Origin of the sequence: Pseudomonas sp. Wu6 (assembly GCF_019891515.1) — a bacterium.
Taxonomy (GTDB): Bacteria; Pseudomonadota; Gammaproteobacteria; order Pseudomonadales; family Pseudomonadaceae; genus Aquipseudomonas; species Aquipseudomonas orientalis_A.
This window is the reverse complement of record NZ_JAFLXH010000030.1, coordinates 44,111-67,353: the sequence shown is the minus strand read 5'-3', so window position 1 is coordinate 67,353 and position 23,243 is coordinate 44,111. Positions and strand designations below refer to the sequence as shown.

The window sequence follows — 23,243 nt, the reverse complement described above, 5'->3', positions numbered from 1 at the left end:
CATCGTAATGAGCACCCGACCAGCTGACGGGCGAAACGGCATTTGATAATTGTTTGCATTTGAACGTCAAGGCACTTAAGGAATGAAATGAAGTTTCTCTGCCCCTCCGAAGCACTTGCGCCCGACAGCAGCCTCGGCTTTGATATCGACGGGCGCAAACTGTTGGCCGTGCGGCGCGATGGGGTTGCCTACTTCTATATCAACCGCTGTCCCCACCGCGGCATCCCGCTGGAATGGCAACCGCACCGCTTCCTCGATTCAAGTGCCAGCCTGATTCAATGCGCCACCCACGGGGCGCTGTTCCTGATCGAAAGCGGCGAGTGCATCGCCGGCCCCTGCGCAGGCCAAAGCCTCACCGCCCTGCCCGGCCGCGAAGACGAACAGGGCTTGTGGGTGGAACTCTAGTCACCCAACAGCACCTTCAACGGCCGCTCGACGTAAATCTCTTCAGGCGTGACCCGCACACCGTACGCCAGCACCTCGACCCCCGCCGCCTTGGCTTCACGCAACGCAGCGGCGTAACCCGCATCAATTTCCACCGCCGGGCGCACCGCATCGATCCCCGAGAGATTGACGCAATACAACTGCACCGCCCGCACACCTTCACGCGCCAGGTAAGCCAGCTCCCGCAAGTGCTTGGCGCCGCGCTGGGTCACCGCATCAGGGAATGCCGCCACTGAGCTGCCATCAAAGCCCAAGGTGACACTTTTAACCTCGACAAACGCGGCCCCCTGGGGGTATTCCAGGCGAAAATCGATCCGGCTCTTTTCCTGACCGTAGGGCACTTCTCGCTTCAACGCAGTGAAACCGTTGAGCTCAGTGATGACGCCGGCGCGCAGTGCTTCCTCGACCAACTGATTGGCGCGTGCCGTATTCACGCATGCCAGCCGACCCTGGGGCGTTTCGGCGATTTCCCAGGTGCCTGGCAACTTGCGCTTGGGGTCGGCGGAACGGCTGAACCAGACCTGGCCACCTTCGACCATGCAGTTGAGCATCGAACCGGTGTTCGGGCAGTGGATGGTGAGCAACTCGCCGGTAAGCGTCTCGATATCGGTGAGAAAGCGCTTGTAGCGGCGGATCAGCCGCCCTTCTTCGAGGGGAGGATGAAAACGCATCAGCCTTGCCAGCTCCGCAGGCCACGGGCAATCCGCTCCACCGCTTCTTGTAGTCGATCAAGGTTTTGCGTGTAGGCAAAGCGCACATGATGACCCGCCTGATAACGCCCGAAATCCAGCCCGGGGGTAAAGGCCACATATTCTGTTTCCAGGAAATGCCGGCAGAACGCGAAGGCATCACCGCCGAACGCGCTGATATCGGCATAAAGATAGAACGCTCCTTCCGGTTCCACCGCGATCCTGAAGCCCAACTCGCGCAGAGCCGGCAGCAGGAAGTCACGACGTCGGCCGAATTCGGCGCGACGCTCTTCCAGAATGCTCAGGGTTTGCGCGCTGAAACAGGCCAGGGCCGCATGCTGGGCCATGCTCGGCGCACTGATGTAGAGGTTCTGCGCCAGCTTCTCCAATTCACCCACTGCTTCAGGGGGCGCCACCAGCCAGCCCAGGCGCCAGCCGGTCATGCCGAAATACTTCGAAAAACTATTCAGGACAAAAGCATCGTCATCGACTTCCAGCACGCTCGCGGCGTCTGCGCCATAGGTGAGGCCGTGATAGATCTCGTCCACCACCAAGTGGCCGTCACGCGCCTTGACGGCACTCGACAGCCCGGCCAGTTCGTCCCGAGTCAGCATGGTCCCGGTAGGATTGGCCGGGGAGGCAACCAGCGCGCCCACGCTGTCCTGGTTCCAGTGTTCGGCCACCAGGTCGGCGGTCAATTGGTAACGCACCTGTGGCCCCACCGGCACCAACTGCGCCGCGCCCTCCACCAGGCGCAAAAAATGCCGGTTGCAGGGGTAGCCTGGATCCGCCAACAGCCAGTGCTTGCCCGGATCCACCAGCAGGCTGGTGGCGAGTAACAACGCGCCGGAGCCACCGGGCGTGATCAGAATGCGCTGCGGATCAATGTTCAACCCATAGCGCTGCTGGTAGAAACCGCTGATCGCGTCACGCAACTCGGGCAGCCCACGGGCGGCGGTGTAGCGCGTCTTGCCGTTGGCCAGGGCCGCCTGGCCAGCCTGGATAATCGGTTCGGCGGTGGTGAAGTCCGGCTCGCCGATTTCCAGATGGATCACGTCGCGGCCGGCTGATTGCAGCTCATTGGCCCGCGCCAGTAACGCCATGACATGAAAAGGTTCGATGGCGCGACTGCGCGCACTGTAGGGCTGAGCCATTAGCCTTCCTTAGACGGTGAGGACAAAATCCGGATTCTACCGAACCCTGGCGTTAAAACATGCTCTATTGCCTGCCCTACCGACTTGACGGTACGGGCAAGCGCCGGCAAAACGACTAAAATCAACATTCGAGACAAGACATACCCAGCCACGACGGGGCCCTGCAGTTTGCAACCCCGGCGCGACAGGCTCGACAACCGGGAGTGGCGCACCCCGAATCTATCTGGTAAGTTCGCCCGCTTGCAGCCGCAGGGCCGGCAGGTGTCGGTGACGTTGCAATCCTGCGCAATGGATTAGAAGAGTGAGAGGCGGTCTATTCATGTCCACCCAAGAAAAGCAAAGCATCAGCGGCTTCGAACCTTACGTAGAGAAGAAAGGTGAGGAGTACATGGGCGAGCCCATGCGCTTGCACTTCACCAAGATCCTGAACAAGTGGAAACAGGACTTGATGCAGGAGGTTGACCGTACCGTTGACCACATGAAGGACGAAGCAGCCAACTTCCCTGACCCGGCCGACCGTGCGAGCCAGGAAGAAGAGTTCGCCCTCGAACTGCGCGCCCGTGATCGCGAGCGCAAGTTGATCAAGAAGATCGACAAGACCCTGCAACTGATCAAAGACGAAGAATACGGCTGGTGCGAATCCTGCGGCGTCGAGATTGGTATTCGTCGCCTGGAAGCCCGCCCGACCGCGGACCTCTGTGTAGACTGCAAGACCTTGGCCGAAATCAAGGAAAAACAGGTCGGCAAGTAATACCTGCCGAGCTGAAGGAATGGGGCGTGCGAACGCCCCATTTTTGTGTCTGGCGTTTACCGATTTTCCAGTAGTATCCGGCCCATGACTGCCTCTACCTACATCGGGCGTTTCGCCCCCACGCCCAGCGGCCATTTGCACTTCGGCTCCCTGGTCGCCGCCCTCGCCTCCTACCTCGACGCCCGCGCCAACCAGGGGCGCTGGCTGATGCGCATGGAAGACCTCGATCCGCCCCGGGAAGAACCCGGCGCCCAGGCGGCAATCCTGCATGCCCTTGAGCGCTACGGCTTTGAGTGGGACGGCGAACTGCTCCGGCAAAGCGAGCGGCACGAGGCCTACGCCAAGGTACTGAACGATTTGTTCAACCACGGCCTGGCCTACGCCTGCACCTGCTCGCGCAAACAGCTGGAGCCCTACAACGGGATTTACCCCGGACTTTGCCGCAACGCCGGCCACGACCAGCAAGATGCCGCTATCCGTCTGCGCGTACCCGAGCTTGAATATCATTTTACCGACCGGGTACAGGGCCCATTCCGACAGCACCTGGGGCGCGATGCGGGCGACTTCATCATCCGCCGCCGCGACGGCCTGTACGCCTATCAATTGGCCGTGGTCCTGGATGACGCCTGGCAAGGCGTTACCGACATCGTGCGCGGCGCCGACCTGCTCGACTCCACGCCGCGCCAGCTTTACCTGCAGGAACTGCTCGGCCTGCGCCAGCCGCGCTACCTGCATGTGCCGCTGATCGTCCAGCCGGACGGTAACAAACTGGGCAAGTCGTACCGTTCGCCACCGCTGACCGCAGACCAGGCCGCGCCGTTGCTGCTCAGAGCACTGCGCGCCCTCGGTCAGCCGGCCGGCGATGAACTGCTTTACGCGAGCCCCAGGGAATTGCTGGATTGGGGCATCCAGCAGTGGGATGCCACACTGATCCCGCGCACACTCACGCTGGCCGAGGCGCAATTGCGCTGAAGGCGCTTGCAGCTTGCCGGGCATCCGTTACCATCGCCGCAGTTTTTTAATCAGAGGCCAACATGTACATCTATCGATTGGTCCTGCTGCTGGTCGTCGGGATCTACCTGTTTTCCCCCGCCATCATGGACTGGTGGATCGACGCCACGGGCGCCTGGTACCGGCCTTATCTGCTGTGGCTGATCCTGATCGTCGTGACTTTCATCCTGCAGAGCCAAAAAGATGCCGATGAGCTTTAGCCTCACCCAGATGCTGCTGATCAGCGCCGCCTACCTGGCGGCGTTGTTCGGCGTCGCCTGGATCAGTGAGCGCGGAATGATTCCGCGGGCGATCATTCGCCATCCGTTGACCTACACCTTGTCCCTGGGCGTGTACGCCAGCGCCTGGGCGTTCTACGGTACGGTAGGCCTGGCCTATCAATACGGCTACGGGTTCCTTTCCAGCTACCTCGGGGTGTCCGGTGCGTTCCTGCTGGCACCGGTGCTGCTGTACCCGATCCTGAAAATCACCCGTACCTACCAGTTGTCCTCCCTGGCGGACCTGTTTGCCTTTCGCTTTCGCAGCACCTGGGCCGGCGCGCTCACCACGATCTTCATGTTGATCGGCGTGCTGCCGTTGCTGGCCCTGCAGATCCAGGCGGTGGCCGACTCCATCAGCATCCTGACCCGCGAGCCCGTGCAACATCGTGTTGCCCTGGCCTTCTGCGCCTTGATCAGCCTGTTCACGATTTTCTTTGGCTCACGCCATATCGCCACCCGCGAAAAACACCAGGGCCTGGTGTTCGCGATTGCCTTCGAGTCGGTCATCAAATTGATTGCCATCGGCGGTGTCGGCCTTTACGCGCTTTACGGCGTGTTCGACGGCCCGCAACAGTTGGAATTGTGGTTGCTGCAAAACCAGACCGCCCTTGCCGCGTTGCACACGCCGCTGCAGGAAGGCCCGTGGCGAACGCTGCTGCTGGTGTTCTTCGCGTCGGCGATCGTGATGCCGCACATGTACCACATGACCTTCACCGAGAACCTCAATCCACGCTCGCTGGTCAGCGCCAGCTGGGGGTTGCCCCTGTTCCTGCTGTTGATGAGCCTGGCGGTGCCGCTGATCCTCTGGGCCGGCCTGAAACTGGGGGCCACCACCAACCCCGAGTATTTCACCCTCGGCATCGGTATCGCGGCCAACAGCCCGGCCCTGGCGCTGCTGGCGTACGTCGGCGGTTTGTCCGCGGCCAGCGGCCTGATCATTGTCACCACGCTGGCCCTCTCCGGCATGGCGCTTAACCACCTGGTGCTGCCGCTGTACCAGCCACCGGCCGAAGGCAATATCTACCGCTGGTTGAAGTGGACGCGTCGCGCGCTGATCGTCGCGATCATCATGGCCGGCTACGCCTTTTACCTGCTGCTGGGCGCCGGACAGGACCTGGCCAACCTCGGCATCGTGGCCTTTGTCGCCACCTTGCAGTTCCTGCCGGGCGTGCTGTCGGTGCTGTACTGGCCCACCGCCAACCGCCGAGGCTTCATCGCCGGGTTGCTGGCGGGCATCCTGGTGTGGCTGGTCACCATGCTGCTACCGCTGGTCGGCAACCTGCAGGGGTTCTATATCCCCTTGCTGAACATGATTTACGTGCTGGACGACACCAGCTGGCACATGGCCGCAATCGCCTCGTTGGCCGCCAACGTGCTGATGTTCACGCTGATCTCGCTGTTCACCAATGCCAGCCCCGAAGAAATCAGCGCCGCCGAAGCCTGCGCGGTGGACAACGTGCGCCGCCCGCAACGCCGCGAGCTGCATGCGGCCTCGCCCCAGGAATTCGCCACGCAACTGGCCAAGCCACTCGGCGCCAAGGCCGCGCAAAAGGAAGTCGAGCAGGCCTTGCGCGATTTGTACCTGCCGTTCGACGAGCGCCGCCCCTATGCCCTGCGGCGTTTGCGTGACCGTATCGAAGCCAACCTGTCGGGGTTGATGGGCCCCAGCGTGTCCCAGGACATGGTGGAAACCTTCCTGCCCTACAAGGCGGGCGGCGAGAACTACGTGACCGAAGACATCCACTTCATCGAAAGCCGGCTCGAGGACTACCACTCGCGCCTCACCGGCCTGGCCGCCGAGCTCGATGCCCTGCGCCGTTATCACCGCCAGACCCTGCAGGAACTGCCGATGGGCGTGTGTTCCCTGGCCAAGGACCAGGAAATCCTGATGTGGAACAAGGCCATGGAAGAGCTCACCGGTATCGCCGCGCAACGCGTGGTCGGCTCTCGCCTCAATACCCTGGGCGATCCCTGGAAAGAATTGTTGCAGGGTTTTATCAACCTGCCCGACGAGCATTTGCACAAACAGCACCTGGCGCTCGACGGCCAGACCCGCTGGCTGAACTTGCACAAGGCCGCCATTGACGAGCCCCTGGCCCCCGGTAACAGCGGCCTGGTGTTACTGGTCGAAGACCTCACCGACACGCAGATGCTCGAAGACAAGCTGGTGCACTCCGAGCGCCTGGCCAGCATCGGTCGCCTGGCCGCCGGCGTGGCTCACGAGATCGGCAACCCGATCACCGGCATCGCCTGCCTGGCGCAGAACCTGCGCGAAGAACGCGAGGAGGACGGTGAAATCACCGAGATCAGCGGGCAGATCCTTGAGCAGACCAAGCGCGTGTCGCGCATCGTGCAGTCACTGATGAGCTTTGCCCACTCCGGCGCCCACCAGAATCAGGACGAAGCGGTGTGCCTGGCCGAAGTGGCGCAGGACGCCATTGGGCTGCTGGCCTTGAACCGGCGCAATTTCGAAGTACAGTTCTTTAACTTGTGCGATCCGGACCATTGGGTCGATGGCGACTCGCAACGCCTGGCCCAGGTCCTGATCAACCTGCTGTCCAACGCCCGCGACGCCTCCCCGCCGCACAGTGCGGTACGCGTCAAGAGCGAGGCTTTCGAGCACACGGTCGACCTGATCGTGGAAGACGAAGGCAGCGGCATTCCACAGAACATCATGGACCGATTGTTCGAACCTTTCTTCACCACCAAGGACCCGGGTGAAGGTACCGGTCTGGGCCTTGCACTGGTCTATTCCATCGTTGAAGAGCATTATGGACAAATCACCATCGACAGCCCGGCTGACACCGAAAGCCAACGCGGCACCCGTATTCGGGTGACCTTGCCGCGTCATGTCGAAGCGACGTCCGCTGTGAACTGAGACCGTCGAGAGAATTGAATCAATGCCGCACATTTTGATCGTCGAAGACGAAACCATTATCCGCTCTGCCTTGCGTCGCCTGCTTGAACGTAATCAGTACCAGGTCAGCGAAGCCGGCTCGGTGCAGGAAGCCCAGGAGCGGTTCAGCATTCCCACGTTCGACCTGATCGTCAGCGACCTGCGCCTGCCGGGCGCACCGGGTACCGAATTGATCAAGCTGGGCCAGGGCACGCCGGTGCTGATCATGACCAGCTACGCCAGCCTGCGCTCGGCGGTGGACTCGATGAAGATGGGCGCGGTGGACTACATCGCCAAGCCTTTTGACCACGACGAGATGCTTCAGGCAGTGGCCCGCATCCTGCGTGACCGTCAGTCGGCCGGCAGTGCGCCGGTCGAACAACGTCCGGCAGGCAAGGCTGCCGACAAACCGGGCGTCGACAACAGCAACGGCGAGATCGGCATCATTGGTTCCTGCCCGCCCATGCAGGACCTTTACAGTAAGATCCGCAAGGTCGCGCCGACCGACTCCAATGTATTGATCCAGGGTGAGTCGGGCACCGGCAAGGAACTGGTGGCCCGCGCCCTGCATAACCTGTCCAAGCGAGCCAAGGCTCCGATGATTTCGGTGAACTGCGCGGCAATCCCCGAATCCTTGATCGAGTCCGAATTGTTCGGCCACGAAAAAGGCGCGTTCACCGGTGCCAGCGCCGGGCGCGCGGGCCTGGTCGAAGCGGCCGACGGCGGCACGCTGTTCCTCGACGAGATCGGCGAACTGCCCCTGGAAGCACAGGCACGCTTGCTGCGCGTGTTGCAGGAAGGCGAGATTCGCCGGGTCGGGTCGGTGCAATCGCAAAAGGTCGATGTACGCCTGATCGCCGCGACGCACCGTGACCTCAAGAGCCTGGCCAAGATCGGCCAATTTCGCGAAGACTTGTATTACCGCTTGCACGTGATTGCGCTCAAGCTGCCGGCACTGCGTGAGCGCGGCGCCGACGTCAACGAAATCGCCCAGGCGTTCCTGCTGCGCCAGAGCGCGCGCATCAACCGCACCGACCTGAAATTTGCGCCCGATGCGGAGCAGGTGATCCGGCATTACTCATGGCCGGGCAACGTGCGCGAACTGGAAAACGCCGTCGAGCGTGCGGTCATCCTGTCGGAAAGCCCGGAAATATCCGCCGAGCTGCTGGGCATCGATATCGAACTCAGCGATCTGGACGACGACGACTTCATCGGCCTGGCGCCGCAACAGGGCGCGGGCAGCAATACCAGCCACGAGCCGACGGAAGATTTGTCCCTGAAAGACTATTTCCAGCACTTCGTCCTCGAGCACCAGGACCACATGACCGAGACCGAACTGGCACGCAAGCTGGGCGTGAGCCGCAAGTGCCTGTGGGAACGTCGCCAGCGCCTGGGCATTCCACGGCGCAAGACCGGCGTCGCCAGCGAAAGTTGAGGGGCCGCGCCACAGGTAACACGTGCAGATGTGAAAAAACTGTTACCGCGGATATTTCGCGTAACAAAAGCCGGGGCTTACGGTAACGAAGCCCCGGCTTTTTTTGCTCCATCAAAAACCCGAATCTGCCTCAAACCCCCGGTTTTGCTGGGCAACGCTAAAGTTGGCACGCACCCTGCTATATGCTTAGTACAAAAACAATAACAAGCTTTGTACAAGACAATAAAAATAAGACGAATCGACTCACGCATAACAAAAACAACACGGCGGAGGCGCAGCTAACTGATTCTTTTGGAGAGGCGTTGCATTTGGGGCTTGCCCCGCAACCAGGCCGAGAACAACAAAAACTGCCCTAAGGCAGAGCCTGAACTGGTTGGATCGTAGATCAGCAACACAGCGACCAAAGCAATCCGTTTGCTCTTGCTCCCGATTGGGAGTGTCATGAAGGTGAAGCTTCATGACGAGGGCGATCAACAAAAACAAGAAGCCCGAAACCAATAATAAAAATAGAGCACGCAACTACTTCTGGGGGAGCTTCGGCTCCCCTTGTAGTTTCCGACAGATTGCCCCTGGATTGCCCCTCAAACGCTTTTGGCGCAACGCCCGCAGCTTGTTCCTACACCATCCCCTGACTAAATGCTAGAATCCCGGCCCATCATGCGGTCATTCTTCGTTATGGCCGAACATTCCTTCAAACAGTGCATCCCATGCTGAAGAAGTTGTTCCAGTCATTCCGTTCCCCCTTGCGTCGTACGCAACACATTCGCAGCACGCCTGAAGTGCTTAACAGCAATCAGCATTCATTGCAGCGCGCTCAATTCAGCCGTTACGCAGTGAACATCGTCGAACGTTTGCAGAACGCCGGCTACCAGGCCTACCTGGTGGGCGGTTGCGTACGCGACATGCTGCTCAATATCACGCCGAAGGATTTCGACGTCGCCACCAGCGCCACGCCTGAACAGGTGCGTGCCGAGTTCCGCAATGCGCGGATCATCGGGCGCCGCTTCAAGCTGGTGCATATCCACTTCGGTCGCGAAATCATCGAGGTCGCGACGTTCCGCGCCGGCCATCCGCAAAACGATGAAGAGGAAGACACCAATCAGTCTTCCCGCAACGAGAGCGGACGCATCCTGCGCGACAATGTCTACGGCACCCTGGAAGAAGACGCGCAACGCCGCGACTTCACCATCAATGCCCTGTATTACGATCCGGTCAGCGAGCGCATCCTCGATTACGCCAACGGCGTACACGACATCCGCAACAACCTGATCCGCCTGATCGGCGAGCCGACGCAGCGCTACCAGGAAGACCCGGTGCGCATGCTGCGTGCGGTGCGGTTCGCCGCCAAGCTGAACTTCGGCATCGAGAAACACACGGCCGCACCGATTCGCGAACTGGCACCGATGCTGCGGGAGATTCCGTCGGCACGCCTGTTTGAAGAAGTGCTCAAGCTGTTCCTCTCGGGCTATGCGGCCGACACCTTTGAAATGCTCGTCGACCTGCAACTGTTCGATCCGCTGTTCCCGGCCAGCGCCGAGGCCCTGGAGCACAACCCGACGTACACCCACACCCTGATCAGCGAAGCCTTGATCAATACCGACTTGCGCATCAAACAGAACAAGCCGGTCACCCCGGCCTTCCTGTTTGCCGCGCTGTTGTGGCCGGCCCTGCCCAAGCGTGTACTGCGCTTGCAGGACCGCGGCATGCCACCGATCCCTGCCATGCAGGAAGCCGCCCACGAGTTGATCAGCGAACAGTGCCAGCGCATCGCCATTCCGAAGCGCTTCACCTTGCCGATCCGCGAGATCTGGGACATGCAGGAGCGCCTGCCGCGCCGCAGCGGCAAACGCGCCGACCTGTTGCTGGACAACCCACGCTTTCGCGCCGGCTACGACTTCCTGTTGCTGCGCGAAAGCGCCGGCGAGCAGACCGACGGCCTGGGTGAATGGTGGACCGACTACCAGGACGCCAATGACAGCCAGCGCCGCGAGATGATTCGTGAACTCGGCAGCAAAGGCGACAGCACCGGCGAAGGGCCGAAAAAGCGCCGCCGCAGCTCCAGCAAGCGCAAACGCAGCGCCGCCGATGCCTCAGGCGCAACAGGCGAATAAACGTGGAACGTATCTACATCGGCATGGGCAGCAACCTGGCTGCCCCGCAACAGCAATTGCGCAGCGCTATCGACGCCTTGGCGCAGTTGTCCGGCACCACCCTCGCCGGTGTATCCGCCTTCTATCAAAGTGACTCCCTGCTCCCGGGCCAACCGCGCTATACCAATGCGGTGGCGGCCCTGGACAGCGACCTTGCGCCACTCGACCTGCTCGATGCGCTGCAAACCATCGAAAACGACCAGGGTCGCGAACGCCTTGAGCGTTGGGGCCCACGCACGCTGGACCTGGATATCCTGCTGTTCGGTGACCGCCTGATCGACGAGCCGCGCCTCAAGGTGCCGCATTACCAGATGCACCTGCGGGCGTTTGTGCTTTATCCGCTGGCCGAACTGGCACCTGCGAACCTGTCATTACCTGATGGCCCAACCCTGCGCGACTTACTGGCGGACTGCCCGTTTGTCGGCCTGGAACGCTTACCTCTGTAGGAGCGAGCTTGCTCGCGAACATCGTCAACGATAACGCGCACAGCCTGATTAAACGCGGCGCCTAAGCGTTCTTCGCGAGCAAGCTCGCTCCTACAATCGCGTCAGTAACAGCGGTAACACCGTCATCGTAACAATGCGGTAACACATCCAATTGACTTCCCGTGTCCTCCTCACGACTATAGGCGTCCCGCTGCTGCCAGCCCGGCGCTGAAGGGCGCAATCCAGGCCTTATAAGCACTGCTCTCAAGACAGTGCGCCTGTATAAACGAAGACTCACGCGCGTTACTCGTTGTTTCCAAGCGCCTGAACGAGGACCCTTTTCATGCCAGACATTACCCTGACCACCTTGCAGAGCCTCAAGCTCAAAGGTGAAAAAATCACCATGCTGACCTGCTACGACGCTACCTTCGCCCACGCCAGCTGTCAGGCCGGGGTCGAGGTGTTGCTGGTAGGCGACTCCCTGGGCATGGTACTTCAAGGGAATGACAGCACACTCCCCGTCACCACCGACGAACTCGCGTACCACACCGCCAGCGTCAAGCGTGGCAATGACGGTGCGTTTATCATCGCCGACCTGCCGTTCATGGGGTATGCCACCCTCGAACAGACCTTCCAGAACGCCGGCAAACTGATGCAGGCGGGTGCGCACATGATCAAGGTCGAAGGCGCCGTATGGCTCGCCGAGTCGATCCGCCTGCTGGCTGAGCGCGGCGTCCCGGTATGCGCGCACATGGGCCTGACGCCGCAGTCGGTCAACCTGCTCGGCGGCTACAAGGTACAGGGCCGCAATGAAGCCCAGGCACGCCAGATGCGTGCCGATGCCATCGCCCTGGAACAAGCCGGCGCCGCGATGATTCTGCTGGAGTGTGTGCCCAGTGAACTGGCTGCCGAAATCACCCAGGCCGTCAAAGTACCGGTGATCGGCATCGGTGCCGGCGCCGCCACCGACGGCCAGGTGCTGGTGCTGCACGACATGCTCGGCTTGTCGATCAGCGGCCACGTGCCCAAGTTCGTGAAAAACTTCATGGCCGGCCAGCCCAGCATTCACGCCGCACTGAGCGCTTACGTCAGCGAAGTCAAAGCCGTGACCTTTCCCGGCACCGAACACGGATTTTCTGCATGAACACCGTTAAAACCCTACGTGAACTGCGCGCCGCCGTGACCCACGCGCGCAGTGCCGGCAAGCGCATCGGCTTCGTTCCGACCATGGGCAACCTGCACAGTGGCCACGCCACCCTGGTGAGCAAGGCCGCGCAGCAATCGGACTTCGTCGTGGCGAGCATTTTCGTCAACCCGTTGCAATTCGGCGCCGGCGAAGACCTGGACAAATACCCGCGCACCCTTGCCGCCGACCAGGAAATGCTGCTGCAAGCCGGTTGCAACCTGCTGTTCGCGCCAACCGTCGATGAAATGTACCCCGGCGGCATGACCGGCCAGACCCGCGTCAGCGTCCCCCAGTTGTCCGAAGGCCTGTGTGGGGCCAGCCGCCCAGGGCATTTCGAAGGCGTCGCCACGGTGGTCAGCAAGCTGTTCAACATGGTCCAGCCGGATATGGCCGTATTTGGCCAGAAGGACTACCAGCAACTGGCGGTGATCCGCGCCATGGTGCATGACCTGAACATGCCGATCCAGATCATCGGCGAGCCGACCGTACGTGCCGCCGATGGCCTGGCGCTGTCATCGCGCAACGGTTATCTCACCCAGGAGCAACGCGCAATTGCCCCCGTGCTGTACCGCAGCCTCAGCCAGATGGCCAACGCCATCAAGAGCGGTGAGCGGGATTTCGCCACACTGCGCGCCGAGCACATCCGGCAGATCGAAGCCGCCGGCTTGCGCATGGACTACCTGGAAGTGCGTCAAGGCGTGCACTTGCGTCCGGCCACGCCCGAAGACCGGGACATCGTGATCCTGGTAGCGGCCTATCTGGGCACGACACGCCTGATCGACAACCTGCACCTGAACCTCAACTGACCCTGCTCGACACCCCGCCGATTGCCTTCATCGCTATGCCGGTATAAAAAAGTACCGGCATCAGCGCAGACAAAGCCAAGACATATCGACACGCTAGGTTTAATGTAATCGCCCTGCGCTCCTGGTTAGCGCTGTCTGGAACCCCGTCGCGTGTTAAAAGACTGGAGGTTTCGGGCTTTGAAGTGTCCTAAAGGCAGTCCCCGTAATAAAAGGAAACCCGCAGCGATGGCGTACTACCGCACCCCTCATGACGTTACCGCGCTGCCCGCCTGGCACGCGCTCGATCAACATCGCCAAGCCATGCAGGATTTCAGCATGCGCGAGGCCTTTAATGCCGACCCCCAGCGTTTCTCCGAATTCACCCTGAGCAGCTGCGGGCTTTTCCTCGATTACTCGAAAAACCTGATCACCCGCGAAACCCGCGACCTGCTGGTGGGCCTGGCCAACGAAGTCGGCCTTAAAGACGCGATCAACGCGCTGTATGCCGGCGAGCCGGTCAACTCCTCCGAAGGCCGTCCGGCGCTGCACACCGCCCTGCGCCGCCCGGTGGGCGACAAGTTGTCGGTCAACGGCGTGAACATCATGCCCGACGTGCACAAGGTGCTGAACCAGATCACTGACCTGGTCGGCCGTATCCACGACGGCCTGTGGCGTGGCTACACCGAGAAGCCGATCACCGACGTGGTAAACATCGGCATCGGTGGTTCGTTCCTCGGCCCGGAGCTGGTCTCCGAAGCGCTGCTGTCCTACGCCCATAAGGGCGTACGCTGCCATTACCTGGCGAACATCGACGGCAGCGAGTTCCACGAACTGACCATGAAGCTGCGCGCCGAGACCACGCTGTTTATCGTCTCGTCGAAATCCTTCAACACCCTCGAAACCCTGAAAAACGCCCAGGCCGCCCGCGCCTGGTACCTGGCCCAGGGTGGCTCGGAAGCCGAGCTGTACCGCCACTTCATCGCGGTGTCGAGCAACAACGCGGCGGCCGTCGCGTTCGGCATTCGCGAAGAAAACATCTTCCCGATGTGGGACTGGGTCGGTGGTCGTTACTCGCTGTGGTCCGCAATCGGCTTGCCGATCGCCCTGGCGATCGGCATGTCCAACTTCAAGGAGCTGCTGTCCGGTGCCTACACCATGGACCAGCATTTCCAGAACGCGCCGTTCGAAGACAACATGCCGGTGCTGCTGGGCCTGCTGGGCGTGTGGTACGGCAATTTCTGGGGTTCGCAGAGCCATGCGATCCTGCCGTACGACCATTACCTGCGTAACATCACCAAGCATTTGCAGCAGCTGGACATGGAGTCCAACGGCAAGAGCGTGCGCCAGGACGGCACGCCGGTCGCCACCGATACCGGCCCGGTCATCTGGGGCGGCGTAGGTTGCAACGGCCAGCATGCTTATCACCAGTTGCTGCACCAGGGCACCCAACTGATCCCGGCCGACTTCATTGTGCCGATCGTCAGTTTCAACCCGGTCTCCGACCACCACCAGTGGCTGTATGCCAACTGCCTGTCCCAGAGCCAGGCGCTGATGCTTGGCAAGACACGCGCCGAAGCCGAAGCGGAGCTGCGCGATAAGGGCATCCCTGAGGCCGACGTGCAGAAACTGGCGCCTCACAAGGTGATCCCGGGCAACCGTCCGAGCAACACGATCGTGGTCGAACGCATCAGCCCGCGCCGCTTGGGCGCGCTGGTCGCCATGTACGAACACAAGGTATTCGTCCAGAGCGTCATCTGGGGCATCAACGCCTTCGACCAATGGGGTGTCGAGCTGGGCAAGGAACTGGGCAAAGGCGTCTACAATCGCTTGACCGGCGCCGAAGAAACCTCGGCCGAAGATGCTTCGACCCAGGGCCTGATCAACTACTTCCGCGGTCGTCACCGCGGCTGATCAACGCCTGAACCGCTAGCCTCGAAATAACCCCCGGCCTGTTCAGGCCGGGGCTGTTAAACTGCGCGCCCCCATTGTCCTCATTCCCCCGCAAGCAAGGCGCGCTCCATGACTTCCTTGAACCAGGCGCTGCGCGCCGCCCTCGACCATCGCCAAGACCTGATCAGTGAACTGCATGCCCAGGGCACCGATTGCTACCGGCTGTTCCACGGCAGCCAGGAAGGCGCCGGTGGCCTGACGATCGATCGCTACGGCCCGCAATTGCTGGTGCAAAGCTTCCACCAATCCCTGCAAACCGCTGATCTGCTGGACCTGCACCAATTGATCAGTCAATACCTGGGCCTGGAGCTGCTGCTGGTGTACAACGACCGCTCCCGTGGCAACTCACGGATCGACCGTGAAGACAGCGTGTACCGCGCCGAACCTGCCGCGCTGGAGGATCTGGTCGGTCACGAATGGGGCCTCAACTACCGAGTGCGTGGGCGGCATGCCGGACAGGACCCGCTGCTGTTCCTTGACCTGCGCAACACCCGTGGCTGGGTCAAGGACCACAGCGCCGGTAAAAGCGTGCTCAACCTGTTCGCCTACACCTGTGGCGTAGGCTTGAGCGCGGCAGCCGGTGGCGCACGCGAAGTCTGCAACCTGGACTTTGCCGAGGGCAACCTCGCCGTGGGGCGCGAGAACGGTCTGCTTAACCCGCAGTTGCCGACCATGGCCTTCGTACAGTCCGATTACTTCCCGGCGATTCGCCAATTGGCCGGCCTCCCTGTCACTCAGCGTCGTGGCCAGAAACTGCCGAGCTATCCGCGCCTGGAACAGCGCCAGTATGACCTGGTCCTGCTCGATCCCCCCGCCTGGGCCAAAAGCGCCTTCGGTACCGTCGACCTGTTGCGCGACTACCAAAGCCTGCTCAAGCCCGCACTGTTGGCAACCGCCGATAATGGTGTGCTCATTTGCTGCAACAACCTGGCGAAAGTGAGCATGGACGACTGGCGCGAACAGGTGCTGCGTTGCGCGGAAAAAGCCGGTCGCCCCGTACGCGACTGGCAGATCATGGCGCCAGGCGCGGACTTTCCGTCGAAAGACCAGCAACCTCCGCTGAAGACCCTGATCCTGCAATTGTAGGAAGTTTCCCAGGCCTCGCGGTTCTTCGGAACCGAAATCACGTGCCATACTCCAAGGCACTCTCGTTCGACATAGATGGCTGTCACCCATGCCCAAAGGATTGTTCCGCGCCATAGGCGCCTTGTTGACCGCCCTTGCTGTGTATAGCGTGCTGGGCTTTCTGATTCTGCCCGGCATCGCCCTTCGTATTGCCAACCAGCAGTTGGCCAATTACGCAACGGTGCCGGCGCGTATCGAGCGTATCGAACTCAACCCGTTCAGCCTGGAGCTGACGCTATGGGGCCTGAAGATCGGTGAGCCGGGTAAGGAACAGGTGGGTTTCGAGCGCCTCTATGCCAACCTGCAGATCGACAGCCTCTGGACCCGCGCCCTGCACCTGGCCGATGTTCAACTCGAGCAGCCCAGGACCGAATTGCTCTTCGACAAGTCCGGCCAGTTGAACCTGGCGCAATTGTTCAAATTGCCCCCAAGCGAGCCAACCCCTGCCGATCCCGACGCCAAGCCTTTCCCGCTGCGTATCGACAGCATCAGGCTGGCGGGCGGCTATGTGCACTTTCGGGACCTGCGACCCAGCGAACCCATCGAATTTCTCTACGACAAACTCGACTTCGAGCTGAAAAACCTCAGCACCTTGCCGGAAGATAACGCCGACATGACCTTGGTGGCCGCCGGCCCCCAGGGCGGACAGATCGACTGGAAGGGCAACTTCAGCCTGGTGCCCATCACCTCCGAAGGCTCGCTGAAAGTCACCGACGGCAAAATGAAAGCCTGGTGGCCGTATGTGCGCGATGCCGTGCCGCTGGTGCTTGAGGACGGTGTGCTCAATTTCAGCACCCACTATAAGTTTAGCCTGGCCAAAGAGACCGAACTGAACCTGACCAACACCACCGCCAGCATTGCGCCCTTTGCGATCAAGGCGCCGGATGGCCGGCCATTGGCCCGCCTGGAGCGCCTGGACGTCAGCGAGACCACGGTGGACCTGGCCAAGCAACAGGTAGTGATCGGCAAGATCCGCAGCAACAAACTCGAAACCTGGGCCGCCCGCGAGGCTGATGGGCAACTGGACTGGCAGAAGCTGTTCGCCAGCCAACCCGGCAAACCGGCCAAGACGCCGGAACCGGCCTCCGCGCCCGCGACTGCCGACTCACCTGAAGCGCCACCGGCAGCGCCTAGCAAACCCTGGCAAGTGCTGCTCAAGGATGTGCAACTGCGCAACTACCAGGTGCACCTGGCTGACCGCCAGGCCAAGCCTGCGGTAGCCCTGGATCTGGGCCCGTTGAACGTCGATGTGCAGAACTTCGACAGCCTCAACCAACGCCCTTTTTCCTTGAAGGTCGACAGCGGCCTGGGCAAGCAAGGCAAGATCCAGGCAACCGGCGAGGTCAACCTCAATCCGGTCAGCGCCAGGCTGAAAGTGAATACCCAGGACATCGACCTGCGCGTCGCTCAATCCTATATCAGCCCGTTCATCCGGCTGGAACTGCGCAGCGGCATGCTGGGCAGCAACCTGGATGTCAACCTCAAGAGTACCGAGCCGCTGACCCTGCAAGTCACCGGCCGCGCGCAAGTGGATCAGCTGCACACGCTCGACACCCTCAAGTCCCGTGACTTTCTCAAATGGCAGCGTCTGGTGCTGGAAGGCGTCAATTACCAGCATGGCGACAGCCTGTCGATCGACAAGGTCAACCTGCTGCAACCCTATGCGCGCTTCATGATCAACGAGGACCGCACCACCAATATCGACGACCTGCTGATCCCGCAGCCTGCCGACAGCGGGAACAAATCGGCAGCCAAGCCGGCTGCAAGCAAAGACAAACCGTTGGGTATCCACGTCGGACAGGTCGCGATCAACGACGGCTCGGCCAATTTCGCCGACTTCAGCCTTACGCCCAACTTCGCTACCGCGATTCAACAACTTAACGGCCAGATCGGCACCATCGACAGTCGCCAGGCCAAACCGGCCAGCGTCGACATCAAGGGCAAGGTGGACCGCTACGCGCCAGTGACCATCAAGGGCAGCGTGAACCCGTTTGACCCTATGGCGGCGCTGGACATCGCGACCAGCTTCAAACGGGTCGAGCTGACCACCCTGACGCCGTACTCGGGCAAATTCGCAGGTTTCCGAATCCGCAAAGGTCGTTTGAACCTGGACCTGCATTACATGATCACCAAAGGCCAGTTGAAAGCTGAAAACAAGGTGGTGGTCGAGCAACTGCAACTGGGCGAGAAAGTCGACAGCGCCGATGCGGTGGACTTGCCGATTCGCCTGGCGGTGGCCTTGCTCAAGGACAGCGACGGCAAGATTTCCATCGAGCTGCCGGTAAGCGGTGACCTGAACAACCCGCAATTCAGCGTCATGCCGATTGTGTGGCAGACCTTGCGCAACCTCGTGGTGCGTGCCGCGACGGCGCCCTTCAAGTTCATTGGTGGGCTGGTCACCGGCGGCGGTTCGCAAGACCTGGGGAGTGTGTCGTTTGCGGCGGGCTCCAGTGAACTGGATAAAAACGCCGAAGGAGCCCTTAACACGCTGGCCAAGGCACTTAAGGAACGCCCTGCCCTGCGCCTGGAAATCGAAGGCACCGCAGCGGCCGGCAGTGACGGCCCGTTCCTGGCCGCGCAACGACTGGAGCGTGAGTACCAATACAACTACTACAAAATCCTGCAGCGTCGCGGCGATAAAGTCCCGGCCCAGGCATCGTTGCTTGTGGTACCCGAGAAGGAAAAGGCGCCTTTGCTGGAAGGCATTTACCGCACACGCCTGAAACAACAACCACCGGCCGAATGGAAAGGCCTGGGCGACGATGAGCGCGCGGCCAGGCTCAAGGACGGCGTGATCAAGTTCTGGAGTGGCAGTGACGTGCTGCTGCGCCAGCTCGGCCAGGACCGGGCCAGCACCATCAAGGATTACCTGGTGGACAAGGCTAAGCTGGAAGACGACCGCGTGTACTTCATTGATGCGCAGCTGGGACAGGCGGAAAAAGATGGTCGGGTGGTGACGCCGATGCACCTGGATGCCGAGTAACCAAATATGGGAGGAGGCTTGCTCCCGATTGCAGTAGGTCAGTCAGAGAGATGTTGACTGATACACCGCTATCGGGGGCAAGCCCCCTCCCACATTTTTTGCTCCTCGCCCGTGTTGTTCAGCAGGGGCAGGCGGAGAAAGATGCTCGGGCGCTGGCGCCAATGCATCGGGATGCCGAGTAACCCAATGTGGGAGGGGGCTTGCCCCCGATTGCGGTAGGTCAGTCAGTGATAGATTGACTGATACACCGCCATCTGGAGCAAGCCCCCTCCCACAATAAAACAGGCCCCGACACAAGTGCCGGGGCCTGTAATGACCACATCCGTGTGGTCGGTCGCATGAACTCCAGAGGTGCCTCGGGTGGAAATCTAACTCACCCTAAGCCGCCGCCATTCAGTTCAGACGCAATCGGTAGCGTTACTGAGCTTTCAGGCCATCAGCCGATACAGCTTTAACGCCTTTGATTTTCTTGGCGATCGCTACAGCAGTTTCTTTCTGCGCAGCAGTCACAGCCGCTGTGGACGACAGGGACACAACACCTTTGTTGGTTTCAACTTTGATGTCGGTGCCAGGGATACCTTTCTCGGTAACCAGATCAGCTTTTACTTTAGTGGTGATCCAGGTATCGCTAGTCGCCTCGCCAGCGTCATGAGCAGCACCTTTGGTTTTGTCGATGCCGTCAGCCTTGGTAGCGCCGCCAGCCAGCAAGCCGTCAGCAGAAACTGCGGTTACACCTTTGATTTTCTTGGTAATCGCTACGGCAGTCGCTTTCTGCGAGTCCGAAACGGCTACTTTGGAGGACAGGGAAACCACACCTTTGTTGGTTTCAACCATGATGTCCGAACCTGGAATGCCTTTTTCAGTCAGCAGGTCAGCTTTGACTTTGGTGGTGATCCAAGTATCCGAAACGCTTTCCTTAGCCTGGGTGGCTTCGCCGGCCGCCAGAGTCATAGGGGCTTGGGAAGTCTGAGCAAAGGCTACGTTAGCACCCATGGCCAGAGTCAGAGCGGTAGCAGTAGCGAGAGCGAACTTCTTCATACGAGTAACTCCTGTTTTATTAAAAGACTGCAGTACATAAATCTTGGTACTGAAGCGCTAACAGGGATATTGCAGGCAGTGTGCCAAGTCGCCAGAAATATAAAAACCCTTATAAAACAACCAGTTATAAAAAACGCTAATTTTCGGAATCGTGCAACTTGCATGAAGTCCATCGTGCCTGCATGCAAGTTGCGGCTTTTGCGCAGGGCTAAACAGCTGATTCTCTTCCATTTTCCCACGCTCATAAAAAAAGGACTCCGAAGAGTCCTTTTCTGCAGCGTGACGCTTGCGGCTAGTTAAACGCCCGAAGCCTTGGCTGCTGCTACGTCCTTGATGGACAGTTTGATACGGCCGCGGTTGTCCACGTCCAGTACCAGCACTTCCACTTCCTGGCCTTCTTTCAGAATGTCGGTCACTTTCTCAACGCGAGCGTCGCTCAGCATGGAGATGTGAACCAGACCATCCTTGCCCGGCAGGATGTTGACGAATGCGCCGAAGTCGACGATGCGCTCAACCTTACCGACGTAGATCTTGCCGATCTCGGCTTCAGCGGTGATACCCAGGACGCGCTGGCGTGCTGCCTCAGCCGCTTCCTTGGTTTCGCCGAAGATCTTGATCGAACCGTCGTCTTCGATATCGATCGAAGCCTTGGTTTCTTCACAGATCGCACGGATAGTCGCGCCGCCTTTACCGATGACATCACGGATTTTGTCGGTGTCGATTTTCATCGCGATCATGGTCGGAGCATTTTCCGACAGCTCGGTACGCGACTGACCAATGATCTGGTTCATCTGGCCGAGGATGTTCAGGCGCGCTTCCAGGGCTTGGCCCAGAGCGATCTCCATGATCTCTTCGGTGATGCCCTTTATCTTGATGTCCATCTGCAGCGCGGTTACGCCTTTGGCGGTACCGGCTACCTTGAAGTCCATGTCGCCCAGGTGGTCTTCGTCACCCAGGATGTCGGTCAGGATGGCGAATTTCTCGCCTTCTTTAACCAGGCCCATGGCGATACCGGCAACCGGTGCCTTCATCGGTACACCGGCGTCCATCAGTGCCAGGGAAGCGCCGCAAACCGAAGCCATGGAGCTGGAACCGTTGGATTCGGTGATTTCCGACACAACACGGATGGTGTACGGGAACACGTCGGCAGCCGGCAGCATCGCGGCGATCGAACGACGGGCCAGACGGCCGTGACCGATTTCACGACGACCAGCACCGCCCATGCGACCACACTCGCCCACCGAGAACGGAGGGAAGTTGTAGTGCAGCATGAACGGGTCTTTTTTCTCGCCTTCCAGGGTGTCCAGCAGTTGCGCGTCACGGGCGGTGCCCAGGGTCGCGACCACCAGGGCCTGGGTTTCACCACGGGTGAACAGCGCCGAACCGTGAGTCTTCGGCAAAACGCCGACTTCGATGTTCAGCGGACGCACGGTACGCGTGTCGCGACCGTCGATGCGTGGCTTGCCGTTTACGATGTTTTCGCGAACGGTGCGGTATTCGATTTCACCGAAAGCCGCTTTGACTTCGCTGGAAGAAGGCTGGCCTTCTTCACCGGACAGCTTGGCGACAACCTGATCCTTCAGCTCGCCCAGGCGAGCGTAACGGTCGGCCTTGACGGTGATGGCGTAAGCCTGGGAGATCGCGTCGCCGAACTCGGCACGGATAGCGCCCAGCAGCGCAGTGGCTTCTGGTTGTGGAGCCCAGGTCCAGGTTGGCTTGGCAGCTTCGGCAGCCAGTTCCTTGACGGCGTTGATCACCACCTGGAACTCGTCGTGGGCAAACAGCACGGCGCCCAGCATCTGGTCTTCGGTCAGCTCTTTGGCTTCCGATTCAACCATCAATACGGCTTCCGAGGTACCAGCAACGACCATGTCCAGGCTCGATGCTTTTTGTTGCTCGTAAGTCGGGTTCAGCAGGTAGCCGGTGCTTTCGTGGAACGCAACACGGGCGGCGCCGATCGGGCCATCAAACGGGATACCCGAGATAGCCAGGGCAGCCGAAGTACCGATCATCGCAGCGATGTCCGGATCGGTTTTCTTGCTGGTGGAAACGACGGTGCAGACAACCTGCACTTCGTTCATGAAGCCTTCCGGGAACAGCGGACGGATCGGACGGTCGATCAGTCGGGAAGTCAGGGTTTCTTTCTCGGAAGGACGGCCTTCGCGCTTGAAGAAACCGCCAGGGATCTTACCGGCAGCGTAAGTTTTTTCCTGGTAGTGAACGGACAGAGGGAAAAAGCCTTTGCTCGGGTCAGCGGTCTTGGCGCCAACCACGGTCACCAGTACGGTAACGTCGTCGTCAACGGTAACCAGCACTGCGCCGGAGGCTTGACGGGCGATACGGCCTGTCTCGAGGGTAACGGTCGACTGACCGAACTGGAATTTTTTGATAACCGGGTTCACGGTGTCCTACCTTCTTTGTGGCTCTTGGGGAACTTGTCTTCTTGCGAAATTCTTGGGCAACGTCGGGAATCGGCCCAACCCTTGTCCAGGGTAAAACGTGTATCCAGATAAAACTTGAGGCTGGGAGCCTGCCATGGGCCAGCGGGAATCCCACTGACACACGGCAGACAACCAACCTCTAGCGCAATCGCTGATTAGCGACGCAGACCCAGGCGACCGATCAGAGCCTGATAACGACCCAGATCCTTGCCTTTCAGGTAGTCCAGCAGCTTACGGCGCTGGTTTACCATGCGGATCAGACCACGACGGGAGTGGTGATCTTTACCGTTGGCCTTGAAGTGACCTTGCAGTTTGTTGATGTTGTGGGTCAGCAGTGCAACTTGCACTTCTGGCGAACCAGTGTCACCAACAGCTTGCTGATAGTCAGCTACGATTTGTGCTTTTTCTTGAACGTCGAGAGCCATGAGGCAATCCTTTTTTCAGGAAACCACCCAGAGGGCGGTTTCAACAGGCCAGGGACAAATCCCTGTATCTAAAAATGAGTGTTGACCATGCCTGT

The 23,243-nt window shown here is 60.3% G+C and carries 18 protein-coding genes; 13 read left to right on the top strand and 5 right to left on the bottom strand.

What is annotated here, in order from left to right:
* Positions 1-87: 87 nt before the first annotated feature.
* Positions 88-405, top strand: a complete 318-nt coding sequence (locus J1G34_RS19825) for a Rieske (2Fe-2S) protein (RefSeq protein ID WP_065883972.1) — start codon at positions 88-90, stop codon at positions 403-405.
* Here the strand turns inward: J1G34_RS19825 and sfsA are convergent.
* Together sfsA and J1G34_RS19815 are read right to left on the bottom strand one after the other, a co-directional pair.
* Positions 402-1,115, bottom strand: a complete 714-nt coding sequence (gene sfsA, locus J1G34_RS19820) for a DNA/RNA nuclease SfsA (RefSeq protein WP_122561502.1) — start codon at positions 1,113-1,115, stop codon at positions 402-404. The genes J1G34_RS19825 and sfsA overlap by 4 nt on opposite strands.
* Positions 1,115-2,287 (bottom strand): pyridoxal phosphate-dependent aminotransferase, encoded by a 1,173-nt coding sequence (locus J1G34_RS19815; protein ID WP_065937300.1) that lies wholly within the window; start codon positions 2,285-2,287, stop codon positions 1,115-1,117. The genes sfsA and J1G34_RS19815 overlap by 1 nt, the downstream gene beginning before the upstream one ends.
* A gap of 319 nt (positions 2,288-2,606) precedes the next feature.
* Here J1G34_RS19815 and dksA point away from each other — a divergent pair, with 319 nt between their 5' ends.
* The 12 genes from dksA to J1G34_RS19755 all read left to right on the top strand — a co-directional run bounded on the left by dksA (position 2,607) and on the right by J1G34_RS19755 (position 19,244).
* On the top strand, positions 2,607-3,038 hold the full coding sequence (dksA, locus tag J1G34_RS19810; RefSeq protein ID WP_065883968.1) for an RNA polymerase-binding protein DksA: 432 nt from the start codon (positions 2,607-2,609) through the stop codon (positions 3,036-3,038).
* 84 nt (positions 3,039-3,122) lie between these two features.
* A complete protein-coding gene (gluQRS, locus tag J1G34_RS19805; protein ID WP_065892278.1) occupies positions 3,123-4,010 on the top strand; it encodes a tRNA glutamyl-Q(34) synthetase GluQRS in 888 nt (295 codons plus the stop codon).
* 62 nt (positions 4,011-4,072) lie between these two features.
* Positions 4,073-4,249, top strand: coding sequence for a hypothetical protein (locus J1G34_RS19800; RefSeq protein WP_003176118.1), 177 nt, complete (start codon positions 4,073-4,075; stop codon positions 4,247-4,249).
* Positions 4,233-7,187, top strand: a complete 2,955-nt coding sequence (locus J1G34_RS19795; protein ID WP_162303221.1) for a sensor histidine kinase — start codon at positions 4,233-4,235, stop codon at positions 7,185-7,187. The genes J1G34_RS19800 and J1G34_RS19795 overlap by 17 nt, the downstream gene beginning before the upstream one ends.
* A 22-nt stretch (positions 7,188-7,209) precedes the next feature.
* Complete coding sequence (locus J1G34_RS19790) at positions 7,210-8,640, top strand: sigma-54-dependent transcriptional regulator (protein WP_222994524.1); 1,431 nt, start codon at positions 7,210-7,212, stop codon at positions 8,638-8,640.
* Between the two features lie 707 nt (positions 8,641-9,347).
* The gene (locus J1G34_RS19785) at positions 9,348-10,751 is read left to right on the top strand and encodes a polynucleotide adenylyltransferase PcnB (protein ID WP_122461919.1); all 1,404 of its coding nucleotides are present in this window, start codon (positions 9,348-9,350) and stop codon (positions 10,749-10,751) included.
* A gap of 2 nt (positions 10,752-10,753) precedes the next feature.
* A complete protein-coding gene (gene folK / locus J1G34_RS19780; protein WP_122561500.1) occupies positions 10,754-11,236 on the top strand; it encodes a 2-amino-4-hydroxy-6-hydroxymethyldihydropteridine diphosphokinase in 483 nt (160 codons plus the stop codon).
* A gap of 322 nt (positions 11,237-11,558) precedes the next feature.
* Positions 11,559-12,359, top strand: coding sequence for a 3-methyl-2-oxobutanoate hydroxymethyltransferase (gene panB, locus J1G34_RS19775; RefSeq protein WP_065883957.1), 801 nt, complete (start codon positions 11,559-11,561; stop codon positions 12,357-12,359).
* Positions 12,356-13,207: a pantoate--beta-alanine ligase gene (gene panC, locus J1G34_RS19770; RefSeq protein ID WP_065892270.1), complete on the top strand. Its 852-nt coding sequence runs from the start codon at positions 12,356-12,358 to the stop codon at positions 13,205-13,207. The genes panB and panC overlap by 4 nt, the downstream gene beginning before the upstream one ends.
* A 225-nt stretch (positions 13,208-13,432) precedes the next feature.
* Positions 13,433-15,097, top strand: a complete 1,665-nt coding sequence (gene pgi / locus J1G34_RS19765; RefSeq protein WP_065883953.1) for a glucose-6-phosphate isomerase — start codon at positions 13,433-13,435, stop codon at positions 15,095-15,097.
* A 108-nt stretch (positions 15,098-15,205) separates the two neighbouring features.
* Positions 15,206-16,222, top strand: a complete 1,017-nt coding sequence (locus J1G34_RS19760) for a class I SAM-dependent rRNA methyltransferase (RefSeq protein WP_065892268.1) — start codon at positions 15,206-15,208, stop codon at positions 16,220-16,222.
* A gap of 88 nt (positions 16,223-16,310) precedes the next feature.
* Positions 16,311-19,244, top strand: a complete 2,934-nt coding sequence (locus J1G34_RS19755) for a DUF748 domain-containing protein (protein ID WP_222994523.1) — start codon at positions 16,311-16,313, stop codon at positions 19,242-19,244.
* A gap of 417 nt (positions 19,245-19,661) precedes the next feature.
* Here J1G34_RS19755 and J1G34_RS19750 read toward each other — a convergent pair whose 3' ends face one another.
* From J1G34_RS19750 to rpsO, 3 genes are all read right to left on the bottom strand, one after another.
* Complete coding sequence (locus J1G34_RS19750) at positions 19,662-20,282, bottom strand: BON domain-containing protein (protein ID WP_065883947.1); 621 nt, start codon at positions 20,280-20,282, stop codon at positions 19,662-19,664.
* A gap of 296 nt (positions 20,283-20,578) precedes the next feature.
* Positions 20,579-22,684: a polyribonucleotide nucleotidyltransferase gene (pnp, locus tag J1G34_RS19745; protein WP_049711495.1), complete on the bottom strand. Its 2,106-nt coding sequence runs from the start codon at positions 22,682-22,684 to the stop codon at positions 20,579-20,581.
* Between the two features lie 194 nt (positions 22,685-22,878).
* A complete protein-coding gene (rpsO, locus tag J1G34_RS19740) occupies positions 22,879-23,148 on the bottom strand; it encodes a 30S ribosomal protein S15 (protein WP_003176135.1) in 270 nt (89 codons plus the stop codon).
* Positions 23,149-23,243 lie beyond the last annotated feature (95 nt).

What these genes read in the sequence shown, in the direction of transcription:
- J1G34_RS19825 (WP_065883972.1), top strand. Translation starts at nt 88, where the DNA reads ATGAAGTTTCTCTGCCCCTCCGAAGCACTTGCGCCCGACAGCAGCCTC.
- sfsA (WP_122561502.1), bottom strand. Translation starts at nt 1,115, where the DNA reads ATGCGTTTTCATCCTCCCCTCGAAGAAGGGCGGCTGATCCGCCGCTAC.
- J1G34_RS19815 (WP_065937300.1), bottom strand. Translation starts at nt 2,287, where the DNA reads ATGGCTCAGCCCTACAGTGCGCGCAGTCGCGCCATCGAACCTTTTCAT.
- dksA (WP_065883968.1), top strand. Translation starts at nt 2,607, where the DNA reads ATGTCCACCCAAGAAAAGCAAAGCATCAGCGGCTTCGAACCTTACGTA.
- gluQRS (WP_065892278.1), top strand. Translation starts at nt 3,123, where the DNA reads ATGACTGCCTCTACCTACATCGGGCGTTTCGCCCCCACGCCCAGCGGC.
- J1G34_RS19800 (WP_003176118.1), top strand. Translation starts at nt 4,073, where the DNA reads ATGTACATCTATCGATTGGTCCTGCTGCTGGTCGTCGGGATCTACCTG.
- J1G34_RS19795 (WP_162303221.1), top strand. Translation starts at nt 4,233, where the DNA reads ATGCCGATGAGCTTTAGCCTCACCCAGATGCTGCTGATCAGCGCCGCC.
- J1G34_RS19790 (WP_222994524.1), top strand. Translation starts at nt 7,210, where the DNA reads ATGCCGCACATTTTGATCGTCGAAGACGAAACCATTATCCGCTCTGCC.
- J1G34_RS19785 (WP_122461919.1), top strand. Translation starts at nt 9,348, where the DNA reads ATGCTGAAGAAGTTGTTCCAGTCATTCCGTTCCCCCTTGCGTCGTACG.
- panB (WP_065883957.1), top strand. Translation starts at nt 11,559, where the DNA reads ATGCCAGACATTACCCTGACCACCTTGCAGAGCCTCAAGCTCAAAGGT.
- panC (WP_065892270.1), top strand. Translation starts at nt 12,356, where the DNA reads ATGAACACCGTTAAAACCCTACGTGAACTGCGCGCCGCCGTGACCCAC.
- pgi (WP_065883953.1), top strand. Translation starts at nt 13,433, where the DNA reads ATGGCGTACTACCGCACCCCTCATGACGTTACCGCGCTGCCCGCCTGG.
- J1G34_RS19760 (WP_065892268.1), top strand. Translation starts at nt 15,206, where the DNA reads ATGACTTCCTTGAACCAGGCGCTGCGCGCCGCCCTCGACCATCGCCAA.
- J1G34_RS19755 (WP_222994523.1), top strand. Translation starts at nt 16,311, where the DNA reads ATGCCCAAAGGATTGTTCCGCGCCATAGGCGCCTTGTTGACCGCCCTT.
- J1G34_RS19750 (WP_065883947.1), bottom strand. Translation starts at nt 20,282, where the DNA reads ATGAAGAAGTTCGCTCTCGCTACTGCTACCGCTCTGACTCTGGCCATG.
- rpsO (WP_003176135.1), bottom strand. Translation starts at nt 23,148, where the DNA reads ATGGCTCTCGACGTTCAAGAAAAAGCACAAATCGTAGCTGACTATCAG.